The sequence below is a fragment of the Psychrobacter sp. APC 3281 genome, from assembly GCF_030407815.1.
Taxonomy (GTDB): domain Bacteria; phylum Pseudomonadota; class Gammaproteobacteria; order Pseudomonadales; family Moraxellaceae; genus Psychrobacter.
In genome coordinates this window covers 41,750-57,342 of record NZ_JASDCS010000011.1, presented here as the reverse complement: position 1 = coordinate 57,342, position 15,593 = coordinate 41,750, and the positions used below count along the sequence as shown (strand labels likewise).

Genomic DNA, 15,593 nt, shown 5'->3' with positions numbered 1-15,593 from the left:
ACACTCGTAAACTAATTTTAGCAAAGTCATTTAGTATTGTCTTCACGTAAAGCATTTACGTAAAGTCTTAGGTAAACAATAGCTGCAATTTGACTTTGCCGTTTCAAATAACTACTTCTTCAAATAACTATCTCTTCAAGTAACAACAATATGAAAGCAATAGCTATTAGGCGCTTAAGCTGTCTAACGCTTCGCGTAGCTCATCCATTTTTGCCATGATGTTCTGCTGCGCGTTTGCAACCGCCGCGGTATCATTAGCATCAATATCGGCAAAATTCTGTACCAAGGCACTACCGACGATAACGCCATCCGCATGGGTACCAATCGCTTTTGCAGAAGCACCATCACGGATACCAAAGCCGACGCATACTGGCAGGTCTGTTTCTGCTTTGATCGCTTTAACTTGCGTGGCAACGTCATCAGTATCTAGTGTGGCTGAACCAGTCACGCCTTTTAGTGATACATAATAAATATAGCCGCCACAATGAGTCAATACTTGCTCACGGCGCTCAGGCAAAGTTGTTGGCGATAGCAAGAAAATCTCATTCATCGAATGATCGGTCAAATGCTGAGTGAAGCTGCCCGCCTCTGCTGGCGGTAAATCTACCATCAATAAACCATCAACGCCTGACTGCTCACATAGCGCCACAAAGTTGTCATAGCCGATGATTTCAACAGGATTTAGATAACCCATCAGAATAATTGGCGTTTGCGTATCTGTTTGACGGAACTCTGCGACCATTTTTAGCGCATCACGAGTACTTGTACCTGCTGCTAATGCACGCTCGCCAGCCAATGCCACAGTTGGACCATCGGCCATTGGGTCAGAGAATGGTAAGCCGACTTCGATCATATCAGCGCCGTGTTTCACTAAGTCGTGCAACAGACCTACCGTAGTGGTCGGATTAGGATCGCCTGCCATGACATAAGGAATCAAGGCTTTTTTATTTTGTGATTTTAAGGTTTCAAAGGTACTTTCAATTCTGGTCATAGTGGTCTCTTAATTGTTATAAACTGGCTTGTTTGACCTTTCGTTTAATAATCCATATTGAACAATAAAAGGTCAAACAATTTTTCTTATAAAGAAAAATCTAGTAACTTATAAATTTGATAACTTATAAAGATACTCGTTACTACAACTCAATCCCTTCTGCTTTCATCACTGAATGCAGATCCTTGTCACCGCGACCTGACATATTAACGATGATCGTTTGGTCAGGCGTCATGGTTTTAGCCAGTTTCAATGCATAAGCGACGGCATGAGCAGTCTCAAGCGCAGGGATGATGCCTTCCTTGCGAGTTGCTTCATGGAAGCCTTCCAACGCTTCTTTGTCAGTACAGCCGACATACTCAACACGCTTCATATCTTTTAGGAAGCTATGCTCTGGGCCGACACCAGGATAATCAAGACCCGCTGAGATAGAATGCGTCTCTTGAATCTGGCCATCATCATCTGCCATTAGGTAAGTACGGTTACCATGCAGTACACCGATACGACCAGCAGCCAATGGTGCTGAATGACGACCTGACTCGATACCATCACCTGTTGCTTCAACACCATACATTTTAACTTCAGTATCGTTTAGGAAGTCAAAGAACAAACCAATCGCGTTCGAGCCGCCACCGACACACGCAACCAATGCATCAGGCATTTTGCCTGTTTTTTCTAGATGCTGAATGCGTGCTTCTTTACCGATAATCGCTTGGAAATCACGAACCAATAGCGGATAAGGATGCGGGCCTGCCACAGTACCGATAATGTAATAGGTGCTATCGACATTGGTCACCCAGTCACGCATGGCTTCGTTCATGGCGTCTTTGAGCGTGCGTGAGCCAGAAGTGACTGGCACAACTGTTGCGCCAAGCAAGCGCATACGATAGACGTTCATTTTTTGACGCTCGACATCGTCAGCACCCATATAGACGATACACTCTAGCCCTAAGCGTGCCGCAATCGTTGCCGTCGCGACGCCATGCTGTCCTGCACCAGTCTCAGCGATGATACGTTTTTTGCCACACATTTTGGCAAGCAGTGCCTGACCAATGGTGTTATTTACTTTATGCGCGCCTGTATGGTTTAGATCTTCACGTTTGAAGTAAATTTGCGCACCGCCAATCTCATCGCTCAAACGCTTAGCATGATACAGCGGCGTTGGACGACCGACATAATTGACCAAATCGTTGTGATACTCTTCCCAGAATGCTGGGTCTGCTTTTACTTTGGTATAAAGCGTTTCTAGCTCTTCTAGAGCAGCCATTAGCGTCTCAGAGACAAAACGCCCCCCATGTACACCAAAGTGACCGCGCGCATCAGGATACTGGTTAAAGTCCTGTACATTTTCAGGGTTGGTAAAAGTATTTACAGATTGTGCGGTAGCAGATAAATCTTTGTTCTCGACATGACTCATGATAATTCCTACTGTAATAAGTGGTATTTTTTAGATAACTTTAGATAAATAGAGAGAAAATAATAAAAGGGATAACAATCTAATAAGATTTAAGCAGAAAAATCGGAATAACGATCAACTAAGCAGATTACGTATAGCGAATAGCTTGATACAAACCTACTTAGATGGCGCCAGTGACCGTAGCGTTTTGCCATCGATCGCGCTTGACCGCTTTCATAAAGGCACGCATTTTGGCAGCATCTTTTTTACCTTTATCAACCTCAATACCACCGCTCACATCGACGCCATAAATAGGTAAATCTAATGTCGCGGCAACATTGTCAGCATCGAGTCCACCAGCCAAAACGATCGGCAGTGCGCTGTCATGTGGAATGAGACTCCAGTCAAAACGTGCGCCTGTACCGCCATACTTATGCTGATGATAAGCATCCAATAAAATACTACTGGCACCTGCGGTCGCAAATTGATTAATTTGGACGCGAACACTATCGAGACTGTCTTGCTCTGTATTGATACGCAATGCTTTGATCCAGCGTTTATTGACCATACCTGCCAGCTGTTGGCATTGCTCAGGTGTTTCATCACCATGGAATTGGATAATATCAAAAGAGACGTTGTTTGCTAATTTGATTAGCTCATCTTTGGGCATATTGACTACCAATGCCACCACGCTGACAAAAGCAGGTACGGCAGCACTCAGGGTTTGCGCCTGCTCTATCGTGACCGCACGTGGACTTGGTGGATAAAACACCAAACCCACTGCATCTGCACCTAACTGTGCCGCAGTCTGTATATCACTAAGCTGAGTAAACCCGCAAAACTTAACGTGCATTTTGTGACCTTGCGTTTCATGGTACTAAATATGACACCAATTATAGCGGCATCAGATAGGTTCAAGCCAAAGATAAATCGTTAGATGTGATGAGGTTTTGTTAACCAAACAGCAAAGCCATTGCATCCAAAAACTTATCCTAGCATACTTTTATCCTTAGTTTTGTTTATGATTGCGATTGATTAATATAGGGATACTTTGATGTCTAAGACTGCACAGACAGCCGCTACTGATACTGATACTGATACTGATACTGATACTGATACTGATACTGATACTGATACTACCGACAATGCTACTAGCAAAAATCCACCGCATTACTTGATGTGGTTTCGTCGTGACCTACGCATTCATGACAATACCGCTTTAGCAGCGCTTTGTGAACGTGCAAAGGAAGACAACGCTTCAGTGTCTGCCGTATTCTTTTTGACGCCTGAGCAGTGGAAAGCACACGATACGTCCCTTGTACAAGTCGATCATATTGCTCGCACGCTACCTATTCTAGCAAAGGAATTGCAATCAAAACTGAACATCACCTTAACAGTACAACACTGTCCAAGCTTTACTGACTGTATAGAAGCGCTCACGACTTTATGCAATGACAATGAAATCAGCTGCGTCATGGCTAATCACGAGTACGAAGGCAATGAGATTGATCGTGATGAACAATTAAGCAAACAACTTGCAAAAGGCGATATCGAGTTTGTCCGCTGGCATGACCAATGCATTTTGCCACCGCAAAGCATTACGACCAATGATGGCGATAGTATGTATAAGGTCTTCACCCCATTTTATAAAAAATGGCGACATACGTTGGACGTCAGCACCATCCAAATGCATGAAGCATCCGCAGTGGATAGCGATTATAAAATCAAACTACCATCATCGCAAACGTTTGCCAATACAATCGACGATATCGAAGCACTAAGTGAGAAAATGCTCAGTGACTATCAGCAGACATTAGAGAACAACGAGTCATTGCAACATATCGATATGACAGCTCAGCTTGACCAAGCAAGAGACGCCTATCCTGCAGGTGAGTCTGCCGCTTGCCAGCGTCTAGAGGCATTCGTCGATGATGATATCAATGATTATGATGTGAGCCGTGATGTACCGCACCTACATGCCACCAGCCAGCTATCAGCTTACCTCACCATAGGCTCTATCAGTCCTAGACTCTGCTATCTACAGGCGAGCAAAGCACAAGAAAAGCTACACGGCAATGATGGTGATAATGAAGACATCAATCGCTGGATAAGTGAGCTTGCGTGGCGAGACTTTTATCGCCATGTACTGGTCGAAAAACCAAATCTGATTCGTCATAAGGCTTATAAAGAAGATACCGACAATAAGGTTAATTGGTCATATGACAATGATGATTTTATGACATGGTGCACTGGTAAGACAGGCGTACCGCTCGTAGATGCAGCAATGCGTTGCCTGAATGCGACAGGTTTTATGCATAATCGCCTGCGAATGGTCACCGCGATGTTTTTGACGAAGGATTTATTGATTGATTGGCGCTTGGGTGAGCGTTACTTTATGCAACAACTAATAGATGGGGATTTTGCGTCCAATAACGGCGGTTGGCAATGGAGCGCGTCGACAGGTACGGACTCAGCGCCCTACTTCCGTATTATGAACCCCTTTAGCCAAGCCAATACGCACGATTCTAAAGCTCTGTTTATTAAAACTTGGCTACCAGAGTTAAAAGATATTCCTAACAGTATCTTGCACAACGAAGACAAGATGCGTAAAGAATTGGCAAAAGGTGGTAAGTTTGCCGATGTCGACTATCCTGCGCCAATGGTCGAGCATAAATCGGCACGCAAGCTAGCTATTGCCGAATTTAAAAAAGAAGCTTAAGTTTAAAAAAATAACTGGCAGACTAGCCATTGGTAGTGACTGGCAACTGACACGCGCCCGCGCCCTGAGTGGTAACCGTCACTACCGCTCCTGTGAGTGCAAACAGCTGCTGCAATTGGGTTTGGGCATTTTGCAGCGCCATATTCATGACATCTCCTCGGCAGGCACGCTCTAACACTTCTTTTTTTGCCATGGTCTGTGCTTGTGCCAATATCTTAGGATCGACTTGCATCATGCCAAAAGCTCCTGTCTGCCAGTCATAAATCTCAATATCATCTAGATATACTGAAAATATCTCTATGGGCGGCAAAGTAATATTGATTTGTGGCATAGTGGCAGCTGGAGAGCTGGGCTCAGCTACTTGCTCTTCATCCTCATTAGCTTGAGCAGGTTGCACTACTTGTACCATCTCAGGTGTCAGTGCACTCAAATCAACGCCTGCTTCTACGCGACCATGAGCGATAAACAATGCCTTTTGCTCATCCTGCCACAGTTTCATCCAGCTCCCAGGTCGCTCGCTCGTAATCACTGTATCGACACTAAATGCGACGGTATGTAAGCGATTTAACTGCTGAATTTGCGTAACCACCCCTTCGCGAGTAATAGTTTCTATCGGCGCTTCTTCTGGTTTGTTTTGCGCGCTATAAATAGCAAAGACAATCGCTACTAAGCCAATGAGTAATATCACCCACGACATTGTCGCAATAGGACGTTTCTCAGGCTTTTGAGTGGCTTTAGCGTTATTCATATCAGGATTATCCATAGAAGCTACCTTTATAATATTGCATCGTTTGGTAAGGCTAAGAGCGTTGTAAAAATGGAACAGATGCTTAGTCTATAAATGCGACTATTGTGCAGTAACTTCAAGTAATGGCTACCATTCCTCTACATAACTTTATCCATAAACCTCTACGCAACCACCTCAATAAACTGTCGCCAAAATAAGCAGTACTTTCGCTATAAAATCATATGAATAGTTCAATTATTTATCCCTTATTGAAGCCTTTGCGTCACGTTCGGTCTGAAAAGACAAAAAGTCATTGCGTCTTAGGCGAACTTTACCTAACATAGTCAGATTGTATGAATAAAATGTCAGTCTTAAAGCATTTATCAGGGTTTTGACCTGAATATATTGCATTTTTGGCATATTGATACATCAAATCAAATTTGCCTCTCTTTTATGAGAGTGGTTTTTACTGATGTGCTTTGTATATAAGCAGGTTGGTAACTAGGAAATACCCTAGATTATTGCTAAGTGATAAAGGTAAGCTTGCGGCGGCAATGAAACGATTAGCCATACGCTCAACATCCTACTATTTCTTATTTTTTTATCGTTGATAAGGTTACGCTTTATTTATGAAAGCCAGTCAATTTTTATTTGCCACACTAAAAGAAACCCCAAGTGACGCCGACATTGCCTCAAGCCAATTGATGGTGCGTGCTGGTCTTATCCGCAAGATTGCTTCTGGATTGTATATTTGGTTGCCTATGGGTCTGCGCGTCTTGCAAAAGGTCGAACGCATTGTTCGTGAAGAGATGCAAAACGTTGGTGCACAAGAAGTGCTAATGCCGATGACTCAGCCTGCTGAACTTTGGCAGACGACCGGACGTTTTGATGATTATGGTCCTGAGTTATTGCGCTTCAAAGACCGTCATGATCGCGACTTTGTACTTGGTCCAACGCACGAAGAAGTCATCACCAATCTAGCACAAGGTGAGCTACGTAGTTATAAACAACTACCGATTACGTTCTTTCAGATTCAAGGTAAATTCCGTGATGAGATTCGTCCACGCTTCGGTGTGATGCGCGCACGTGAATTCACCATGAAAGATGCTTACTCTTTCCATGTGGATCAAGCCTCATTGGCCAAGACTTACCATGACATGTATGACGCTTATACACGCATCTTTACCCGCTTGGGCTTAGATTTCCGTGCGGTACAAGCAGATACAGGCTCTATCGGTGGTTTTGCCTCACATGAGTTCCATGTATTGGCAGATAGCGGCGAGGACGATATTGCGTTTTCGGACTCATCTGACTATGCAGCCAACGTAGAGCTAGCAGAATCTGTCAGCACTGCTGAGCGTCAACCGCCAAAAATGGAGCGTGAAGACGTTCTAACTGAAGGCATGACCAGCTGTAAAATGGTTGCTGAACACTTGGATATCCCGTTAGAAACGACGGTTAAAACCTTGATCGTTCATGGTCATACCGAGAATGATGAGCCACAACTGATTGCTATCGTGTTGCGCGGCGATCATCAGCTCAACACTATTAAAGCTGAGAAAATCGAAGAAGCCAACGTACCATTGACATTAGCATCTGACGAAGAGCTAAAAGCAGCAGGTCTGCATAAAGGCTATATCGGCGTTAATTTAGATATGCCTGTATTTGTTGATCGTTCAGCAGCGGCGCTTTCAGATTTTGTCTGCGGTGCAAACGAAGTGAACAAACATACTATCGGTATGAACTGGGCGCGTGATACTCGTATTACTCGCATCGTTGATGTGCGCAATGTACAAGAAGGCGACCCGTCTCCTGATGGTAAAGGCAGCCTAAAAATCAAACGTGGTATCGAAGTCGGTCATATCTTCCAGTTGGGTGATAAATACTCACAAGCGATGAACTGTACGGTTTCTGGTGAAGATGGCAAACCTGTCACCTTGATGATGGGCTGTTATGGTATTGGTGTTAGCCGTATCATTGCCGCTGCTATCGAGCAGAACAATGATGAAAACGGCATCATGTGGCCAAAAACGCCAACGGTTGATGATTCAATCGCTCCTTTTGAAGTCGCTATCATCCCGATGAAGTCTAAAGAAGAGACGGTCATGCAGACGGCAACCGCTCTGTATGAAGAGTTAAAAGCTCAAGGCATCAACGTACTACTGGACGATCGTAACGAGCGCCCAGGCGTTAAGTTTGCTGATCTTGAGTTGATTGGTATACCGCATCGTATCGTCGTTTCTGATCGTAACTTGGCTGAAGACAAGTATGAGTACGTCAATCGCCGTGAAGCCGAAAAGCAAATGCTAAGCCGTGAAGAAGTCATGGCAAAAGTAAGCGGTAAATAGTCTTGTAATTAAAGACTATATAACAAAAAGCGCCTATCTCACCATGTGAGATAAGCGCTTTTTTATGAGCTTAAAAACTATTTAACATTGTATTTTTATGAACATCGTATTTTTAGCAAGAACTTACTGGCGGATCAAACGGCTTGGCTTAGGCAATAAACGTATATCACTGACACGGCATGGATTGATATCGATACCACCGCGGCGCGTATACCATGCCCGTACCATTAGCTCACTTGGCTGATAGTATTGGCTTAAATCAGCAAATATCTGCTCGACACACTGCTCATGGAAACCATTGTGCTGACGGAAGCTCAATATATAACGCAGCATATTTGCATTATTAAAAGGCTTATCAGTAGTAATTGATACGGCCAACGTACCCCAATCTGGTTGATTGGTCACTGGGCAGTTACTACGCAGTAGATTGGAATAAAAGGTATACGGCTGCGTACCATCACTTGCCACGCTTTCGTCGCTAGCCTCTAATTCGTTAGTACTTAGCAATGACGCATCAGGATGTTCCGTTAATGCAACTTTATCCGTGCTATCTGCTAGTGCCTCATCAATACAAACACCCTCAGGCTGAGCGATCAATAACGCTGTTTCGTTACCATCTAGATCATCATTCAAACCAAATAATGCTACCTGTACGTCTGCTTGCAAACAAGCTGACAAGTCTTTCGCAATCAACGCTTGTACATCGTTCCAACTGGCGAACTCGGTAAAGTTAATACTATTCAAATATAGCTTAAGCGATTTTGATTCTACGATAAACGGTGAGCTAGCAGGGATACTAAAGCGTGCGATAGCCACTTGCGAGATACCTTGCGGATTTAACCAAGATATCTCAAAAGCCTGCCACCAATCGACACCAACGGCTAGCTTGTCGTCTTGCCAACCAATCGCATCACGTCCCATGCTGCGCGCAATCGGATATAGCGTCTCTGGGCTATACTCAGTTGGATAGTCTGTAGTTTGCTCACCCAAGATACCGTGAATACTCATCTGTCTTCCTAATATTAAACCGTTTTAAATTTGCTCTAAATAATATGCTTAGCGAATAATACACACTACAAACGTACACGTGAACCGTTACTTAGCAAGCGATAGGCGATGGTATAGAATATCGCACAGAACACAAAAATAGCCGCCATCGAATACCAAACATTGACATCAGAATAGCCAAGAATACCGTAACGGAATGAGTTGACCATATAAACGATAGGGTTCAATAGCGAGATATTTTGCCAAAATGGCGATAAATTCTCCATCGAATAAAACACACCGCCAAGATAGGTCAATGGCGTCAATACAAAGCTTGGGATGATAGAGATATCATCAAATGAGCGTGCAAATACCGCATTGATAAAACCGCCTAATGAAAACAAGATAGACGTGCCAAGTACCGTAAATACAGTCACAAATAAATGCTCAATACCAAGATCGGTAAAGAACAGCGCCACTATCGATACAATCACACCGATAGCCAGTCCACGGAAGATACCACCACTGATATAACCCATCAAAATAGCATGCTTGGATACGGGTGAGACCAAAAGCTCTTCGATACTAGACGTGAACTTAGCACTAAAGAAGCTTGAGACGACGTTAGAGTAACTGTTGGTAATGATCGACATCATGATCAAACCAGGCACAATGAACTGCATGTATGGCACACCGCCCATCTCACCCACACGCGAGCCAATCATCTTACCAAAAATGACAAAATACAGACTCATCGTGATAACTGGTGGTAGCAACGTCTGCGGCCAAATACGTAAAATACGGCGCACTTCTTTGAACCAAATAGTACGAAACGCAATCCACTTCTTACTCAATGACATGGTTTTATTATGATCGATTAGTTCCTGACTCATAATCCCGCCTCCTTCATGCTATCTGCACTTTGAATGTTTTTGTCTACCAAGCGCATAAATAACTCTTCTAGTCGGTTGGCTTTATTGCGCATACTTGCCACACTGATACCTTTCTCAGACAACTGATCAAAGACACCGTTTAGTGACTCACCTTCTGTCAAGGTAACTTCTAACGTTTGCTCATCTGGTTGCGAGACCCCTGTGACTCCTGTCAGAGCCAATTGCTCAGTGAGCGGCGTATCCAAATCAAATACAAACGTCTCTACCGACAACTGCGCCAGTAGCTCTTTCATTTCTGTATTGATTCGAATCTCGCCGTGATCCAAGATCGCAATGCGTTTACATAATTGCTCAGCTTCTTCGAGATAATGAGTCGTCAGAATAATAGTGGTGTTTTCTTCGATATTAATCTGCTGCATGAATTCCCACATTGAACGGCGAAGCTCGATATCAACACCAGCAGTTGGCTCATCAAGAATCAATAGCTTTGGTTTATGAATCAAAGCACGGGCAATCATCAAGCGGCGTTTCATACCACCAGATAGCTCACGTGATTTACTGTCGCGTTTATCCCATAGTCCTAGCGCGGTTAATAGTCTCTTTGCGCGTGGTTTGGCTTCTTTTGCAGGAATACCAAAATAACCCGCTTGCGTAATCAGGATATCTTCGACTTTTTCAAACATATTAAAGTTAAATTCTTGCGGTACAACGCCAAGATATTGCTTGGCAATCGAAGGGTTCTCTAATAGGTCTGTGCCGAAAATATGAACGCTACCGGTGGTTGGTTTAAACAATGAGCTAATAATACCAATCATGGTAGATTTACCTGCGCCATTTGGCCCAAGTAACGCAAAGAATCCACCTTGTGGTACCGTTAAATCAACCCCTTTTAATGCCGAAAACCCATTGTCGTAGGTCTTGGATAGGTTTTTTATGGAGAGTGCTGGTGCATCAGACATGAAGACCTCTTTATTTGTTATCAATTTGTATAAAATGCGATTTTAGAATAATAGGCCGTGTTGAACATTCGACTATCATTATCATATAGGCAAAAGCCGTATAAGAATGTTCAACACACTCTACTATCTAAAGGTGACAATGTACGGTAATAAACGAACTAATCTCATAAAATGAGGCTACTCATGACGAATTTCAACTGCCTTATATTCGAAGTACCATATTAATAATACTCATCATGAAAAAGCGCCTATCTCATCACTGAAATAGGCGCTTTATAGATAACTATCGTAAAAGCTTGGAAGGTAATCAACAAAGATTAGCTTGCTTCTGCGACCATATAATCTACGGCATTTTGAACTTCTTCATCAGGAATATCAGCGCCACCTTTGGCAGGCATCGCATTGAAACCATTAATAGCATGGGTATATAGCGTATCTTTACCTTTTGCGATACGTGGGCCCCAAGCGCCAGCATCACCAAAGATAGGAGAGCCTAGCAAGCCTGCAGTATGACAAGTATGACATACAGCATTATATACCGCTTTACCGTCACGAGGACCGTCGCCAGCAGCTGGGCCAGATGAGCGTGCCGTTACATCACAAGCTTCACCGTCTTCAAAACAGATATTGGCAACAGGCTGGATACGCGCAATCAGATTAGGATACAAAGCAATTAGCTTCTGTACTTGCGGCGTATCTTGTGGAATTGGCTCTTCATCAGCGGCAGGCGCTGTTGCTGCAGTTTCTTCGCCTTCTGCTGGAGCGGCTTCGTCAGTAGGCGCAGCACCATCTGTCGTATCTGCAGCAGCTTGGGTATCGTCACCTAGCGTTTCAGGAGCAGCGTCTACGACCTCTTGGCCTTCTGCTACGTCTGACGCAGTTACGGGAGTGTCTACAACATCTTCAGCTTGGCTCACCGCGATACTAGCGATTCCTAGAATGGCAGCTGCCGATAACATAACTACTTTTCTCATTCGTCACGTTCTCTTATTACGTATACAAGGACTAGCACGGCTCGGACATTCTGTCTGTCCTCCTTTGACGACCTCTAAGTCTTCAATAGCAGACAGCCATCCCGCGTGCCAGCGCACTTGCAATCGGTGATTATAAATATGAATTCTCCCCAACATTATAAGGGAAAAGGCAGGTAAATTGCCATGCTTGTTTAATGACTTGGCTGTTTTTTCTTAAAAAACCTCAATCGCGACTGTCATTTATTGGCTTTATGCTTTTTATTTGTTAGACTAAGCGGTCTTTATTTCTAGACACCTTATGCTAATTATCATGCGCATCTAAGCGTGACAGTCAGACATATCGTTATCGTATGCGCTCGTAGCTCAGTTGGATAGAGTATCGGTCTCCGAAGCCGAGGGTCGTGGGTTCGATTCCCGCCGAGCGCACCAATCATATTGTTTATAACCTCGCTCTACCCTTCCCTTAGTACTACCTTAAAATTCCTATACTAATCAAACCTCCATATCAAAATGTTTGCGGTTTTTCTGTGCTTATATACTTCTAGTGCTCTCACCTATATAAAACTCACTCTGCGTCCTGTAAATTAGCTGTTAGCTGAGCACGGCTAGGTATACGGTGATAATTAATCACGGGCACATCACCCAAACGGCGCTGACCTTCAGCAATCTTTTTATCAATCGTAATCATTGCAATTTTTTTGTCTTGTTTGCTAACGAGTAAATGATTTGCCTTACGTGTGACTCGATAATCAGAAAAATTCTGCTTTAATATCGCTGATGTTTTTTGCAGCGCATCATTCGGTGTTGCATTTTTTGGTTTTGCACCGCTATGCTTTTCGCCTGCTTTTGCACCTCGCGATTTTGCCACGAGCCATAAAGCTGCGATGACAGCGAACAATATGACAAGCCACCAAATTCCGTCTATCATAAGTAAAAATATCCATTATTAGCAAGGGTTGGCTCATGTTAGCAGAATTATCACCAGCGTTAATAGCAGAAGTAAAACTTGCAGCACAACTGTTGTCATCGAAACAGCGTATTTGCGTTTTGACTGGGGCTGGCATTTCAGCAGAAAGCGGCATCCCAACGTTTCGAGATAAGCAAACAGGACTGTGGGAAAACTACGGTGTCGAAGACTTGGCAACCCCTGAGGCGTTTACTCGTGATCCAAAGTTGGTGTGGTCATGGTATCAATGGCGTCGGCAAATGGTCGCAGACAAAGCGCCAAATCCAGCCCATCATGCGTTGGCTCAGTGGCAATATCATGCGCAAACCTCCGAGCAGCAGGTGACACTTATCACCCAAAATGTCGATGATTTGCACGAGCAAGCTGGTAGCGCGGTGACTCACCTGCATGGTCATCTTTGGCGTAACCGCTGTGGTCAGTGTGAGATACCTTATCAAGATCAATCGAGAGCATCGTACGATAATCGAGGCACCATGAGCTTTGATGAATCACTGCTTAGCTGTCCGCATTGCGATGGTTACATCAGACCAGATATTGTTTGGTTTGGCGAAGCTCTACCTGTACAGGCATGGCAGACTGCCGAAGAAGCTGCGGCTAATTGCGAGGTGTTTATCAGTATCGGTACCTCAAGCTTGGTTTATCCTGCTGCTGGATTGGCACAATCAGCCAAACAGAATGGCGCGCAAGTTATTGAGATAAACCCTGATCCAACACCAAATACCATCGTCGATATCACATTAGCAGAAAAGGCTGGAGTAATACTACCACTGCTTATAGCAGAGATTACTACTTTATAAACGCTACTACTTATAAACATTGCTGCATGACAGACAATAAAAAAGGCTTAACGATTTATATAAACCGTTAAGCCTTTGCTATTAAAAACAAGCTCGTTATAGCTTATTTTAATGCCAGATCAACTCTCGCCAAGTAAGCTTCTTTTAATTCATCACTGATAAATGCCGATTTAAATGAGTTTTTTACTAAGGTAATAACATCGTCTTCCGTAATCGGTAAATTTTCATATAGATTGACAAAGTTTTGATTCACATACCCTTTGAAATACGCAGGGTCGTCTGAGTTAACACTAATATTCAGACCATAATCTAAAAGCTCTTTAATATTGTGCTCTTTATAAGTCTCAAAGACTTTTAGCTCGATATTTGAGTTCGGGCAAACCGTCAGTGGCATTTGCTCATCTTTAAGTCTTTGCATCAACTCTGGGCTTTTTATAGACTGCACACCATGATCGATTCTATTGATATTCAATAAATCTAATGCTTCGTAGATGTACGAAAAGTCTGCTTCTTCGCCTGCGTGAGCGACCAATTTAAAGCCTTCTTCTTTGGCTTTTTGGAAAACTTCTTTAAATTTCGATGGTGGGTTGCCCAATTCTGATGAATCAAGGCCAACACCGATGATGTCATCTTTATACTCTAGTGCTTGCTCTAACGTTTCAAACGCTTCTTCTTGCGATAGATGACGCAAGAAACACATGATGATGCATGACGTGATACCGTATTTTGCTTTGGCATCGGCGAGCGCTTCTTTGATACCTGTGATGACCGCTTCAAAAGGCACGCCGCGTTCGGTATGCGTCTGCGGATCAAAGAATATCTCTGTATGGATGACATTATCTTCAACACATTTAAGAATATATTCCCATGTCAAATCATAAAAATCATCTTTGGTGAGCAGGACGTTTGCACCCGCATAGTAGATATCTAAAAAGGTCTGTAGGTTGGTGAAGTTATAGGCACTGCGTACATCTTCGATATCTTTATAAGGTATCTCTACATTGTTCTTCTTGGCCAATCTAAACATCAGCTCAGGCTCTAGCGAACCTTCAATATGTAGATGAAGTTCAGCTTTCGGTAGTTTCTTTATTAATTCAATCATAGTATTCCAATAATGGTGTTATCGAGACGAGCCCTAGTAGATATTGCACAGTAGGATAATCAAACCATACATATATGAGGCGTTATTTGTCTCAGAAAAATTATTTTAACACTAAAAGCATATCGCCTAAAACAAAACCCTTTGACCGTATAGATAAGCTACTTATAAAAGCAACCTTCTTAATAAAACCGTGTAAGGTGCAAACTACTTTAAAAATACCACTGTATCAGACAGCTCATTACCTTCTGGATCATGCTCTAAATGATAGTATTGACGTAACACTTGCCCCACTTCGTCTAGCAGTTCAGCCAAGCTCTCTTCTGTCTTTTGGGTAGCAATACCAGATACTGCCTTTTCGCACATTGCATTCCATACCGTTGGACTCACATGGGCACTGATACCTCGGTCTGCGACAATCTCTAGTTTTCGCTCGCATACATTGACATAGATTAAGACACCCGTATTTTCTTCCGTGTCCCAGACGCGATATTCGCTAAACAAATCAATCGCACGCTCACGGCAGTTCATGCGATAGGCTTCTTGGATAGGCAAATGATTTTCTACAATCAAAAACACCTCACCACGATGCCCACGCTCGGCTCGTGTCACAGCATCTGTTAAACGCGCCTTAGATTCTGTTGTTAGCCACTTACTATGTAATAAAGGGACGAACAAAACTTGACGCCACCAGCGGGCAAAACTGGGGTTTGAAGCGTTGTCTTCTACCATTATA

Annotated in this window: 14 protein-coding genes and 1 tRNA gene; 4 read left to right on the top strand and 11 right to left on the bottom strand. The window is 43.4% G+C overall.

Going from position 1 to position 15,593, the window contains the following annotated elements; genetic code table 11:
• Positions 1 to 166: 166 nt before the first annotated feature.
• From trpA to QL886_RS10740, 3 genes are all read right to left on the bottom strand, one after another.
• Entirely contained in the window at positions 167 to 991 is an 825-nt protein-coding gene (gene trpA / locus QL886_RS10750; RefSeq protein ID WP_290178717.1) for a tryptophan synthase subunit alpha, read from the bottom strand.
• A 142-nt stretch (positions 992 to 1,133) separates the two neighbouring features.
• Positions 1,134 to 2,408 carry a tryptophan synthase subunit beta gene (gene trpB, locus QL886_RS10745; RefSeq protein ID WP_057758619.1) on the bottom strand — a complete coding sequence of 425 codons (1,275 nt, stop codon included), beginning with the start codon at positions 2,406 to 2,408 and terminating at the stop codon, positions 1,134 to 1,136.
• Positions 2,409 to 2,568: 160 nt separating this feature from the next.
• A complete protein-coding gene (locus tag QL886_RS10740) occupies positions 2,569 to 3,240 on the bottom strand; it encodes a phosphoribosylanthranilate isomerase (protein ID WP_290178716.1) in 672 nt (223 codons plus the stop codon).
• A 201-nt stretch (positions 3,241 to 3,441) separates the two neighbouring features.
• On the opposite strand from QL886_RS10740, the gene QL886_RS10735 reads away from it, so the two are divergent.
• The gene (locus QL886_RS10735) at positions 3,442 to 5,106 is read left to right on the top strand and encodes a deoxyribodipyrimidine photo-lyase (protein WP_290178715.1); all 1,665 of its coding nucleotides are present in this window, start codon (positions 3,442 to 3,444) and stop codon (positions 5,104 to 5,106) included.
• Between the two features lie 22 nt (positions 5,107 to 5,128).
• On the opposite strand, the gene QL886_RS10730 is transcribed toward QL886_RS10735, so the two are convergent.
• A complete protein-coding gene (locus tag QL886_RS10730; RefSeq protein ID WP_290178714.1) occupies positions 5,129 to 5,869 on the bottom strand; it encodes a DUF4230 domain-containing protein in 741 nt (246 codons plus the stop codon).
• Between the two features lie 593 nt (positions 5,870 to 6,462).
• Between QL886_RS10730 and QL886_RS10725 the strand changes: the two genes are divergently transcribed.
• Positions 6,463 to 8,181, top strand: a complete 1,719-nt coding sequence (locus tag QL886_RS10725) for a proline--tRNA ligase (RefSeq protein WP_102093514.1) — start codon at positions 6,463 to 6,465, stop codon at positions 8,179 to 8,181.
• A 123-nt stretch (positions 8,182 to 8,304) separates the two neighbouring features.
• On the opposite strand, the gene queF is transcribed toward QL886_RS10725, so the two are convergent.
• The 4 genes from queF to QL886_RS10705 all read right to left on the bottom strand — a co-directional run bounded on the left by queF (position 8,305) and on the right by QL886_RS10705 (position 11,994).
• Positions 8,305 to 9,189 carry an NADPH-dependent 7-cyano-7-deazaguanine reductase QueF gene (gene queF, locus QL886_RS10720; protein WP_290178712.1) on the bottom strand — a complete coding sequence of 295 codons (885 nt, stop codon included), beginning with the start codon at positions 9,187 to 9,189 and terminating at the stop codon, positions 8,305 to 8,307.
• A 65-nt stretch (positions 9,190 to 9,254) separates the two neighbouring features.
• Positions 9,255 to 10,028, bottom strand: coding sequence for an ABC transporter permease (locus QL886_RS10715; protein ID WP_057762348.1), 774 nt, complete (start codon positions 10,026 to 10,028; stop codon positions 9,255 to 9,257).
• A 29-nt stretch (positions 10,029 to 10,057) separates the two neighbouring features.
• Positions 10,058 to 11,020, bottom strand: coding sequence for an ABC transporter ATP-binding protein (locus QL886_RS10710; protein ID WP_057758608.1), 963 nt, complete (start codon positions 11,018 to 11,020; stop codon positions 10,058 to 10,060).
• Positions 11,021 to 11,337: 317 nt separating this feature from the next.
• A complete protein-coding gene (locus QL886_RS10705) occupies positions 11,338 to 11,994 on the bottom strand; it encodes a c-type cytochrome (protein WP_290178711.1) in 657 nt (218 codons plus the stop codon).
• 352 nt (positions 11,995 to 12,346) lie between these two features.
• On the opposite strand from QL886_RS10705, the gene QL886_RS10700 reads away from it, so the two are divergent.
• Positions 12,347 to 12,423: transfer RNA gene (locus QL886_RS10700), tRNA-Arg, on the top strand.
• 136 nt (positions 12,424 to 12,559) lie between these two features.
• Here QL886_RS10700 and QL886_RS10695 read toward each other — a convergent pair.
• Positions 12,560 to 12,922 carry a hypothetical protein gene (locus QL886_RS10695; RefSeq protein WP_290178710.1) on the bottom strand — a complete coding sequence of 121 codons (363 nt, stop codon included), beginning with the start codon at positions 12,920 to 12,922 and terminating at the stop codon, positions 12,560 to 12,562.
• A gap of 35 nt (positions 12,923 to 12,957) precedes the next feature.
• Here QL886_RS10695 and QL886_RS10690 point away from each other — a divergent pair, with 35 nt between their 5' ends.
• Positions 12,958 to 13,758: an NAD-dependent deacylase gene (locus QL886_RS10690; RefSeq protein WP_290178709.1), complete on the top strand. Its 801-nt coding sequence runs from the start codon at positions 12,958 to 12,960 to the stop codon at positions 13,756 to 13,758.
• A gap of 103 nt (positions 13,759 to 13,861) precedes the next feature.
• Here the strand turns inward: QL886_RS10690 and QL886_RS10685 are convergent, their stop codons facing one another.
• Positions 13,862 to 14,860 carry an adenosine deaminase gene (locus tag QL886_RS10685; protein ID WP_290178708.1) on the bottom strand — a complete coding sequence of 333 codons (999 nt, stop codon included), beginning with the start codon at positions 14,858 to 14,860 and terminating at the stop codon, positions 13,862 to 13,864.
• 204 nt (positions 14,861 to 15,064) lie between these two features.
• Positions 15,065 to 15,589 (bottom strand): TPM domain-containing protein, encoded by a 525-nt coding sequence (locus QL886_RS10680; RefSeq protein WP_101204947.1) that lies wholly within the window; start codon positions 15,587 to 15,589, stop codon positions 15,065 to 15,067.
• Positions 15,590 to 15,593 lie beyond the last annotated feature (4 nt).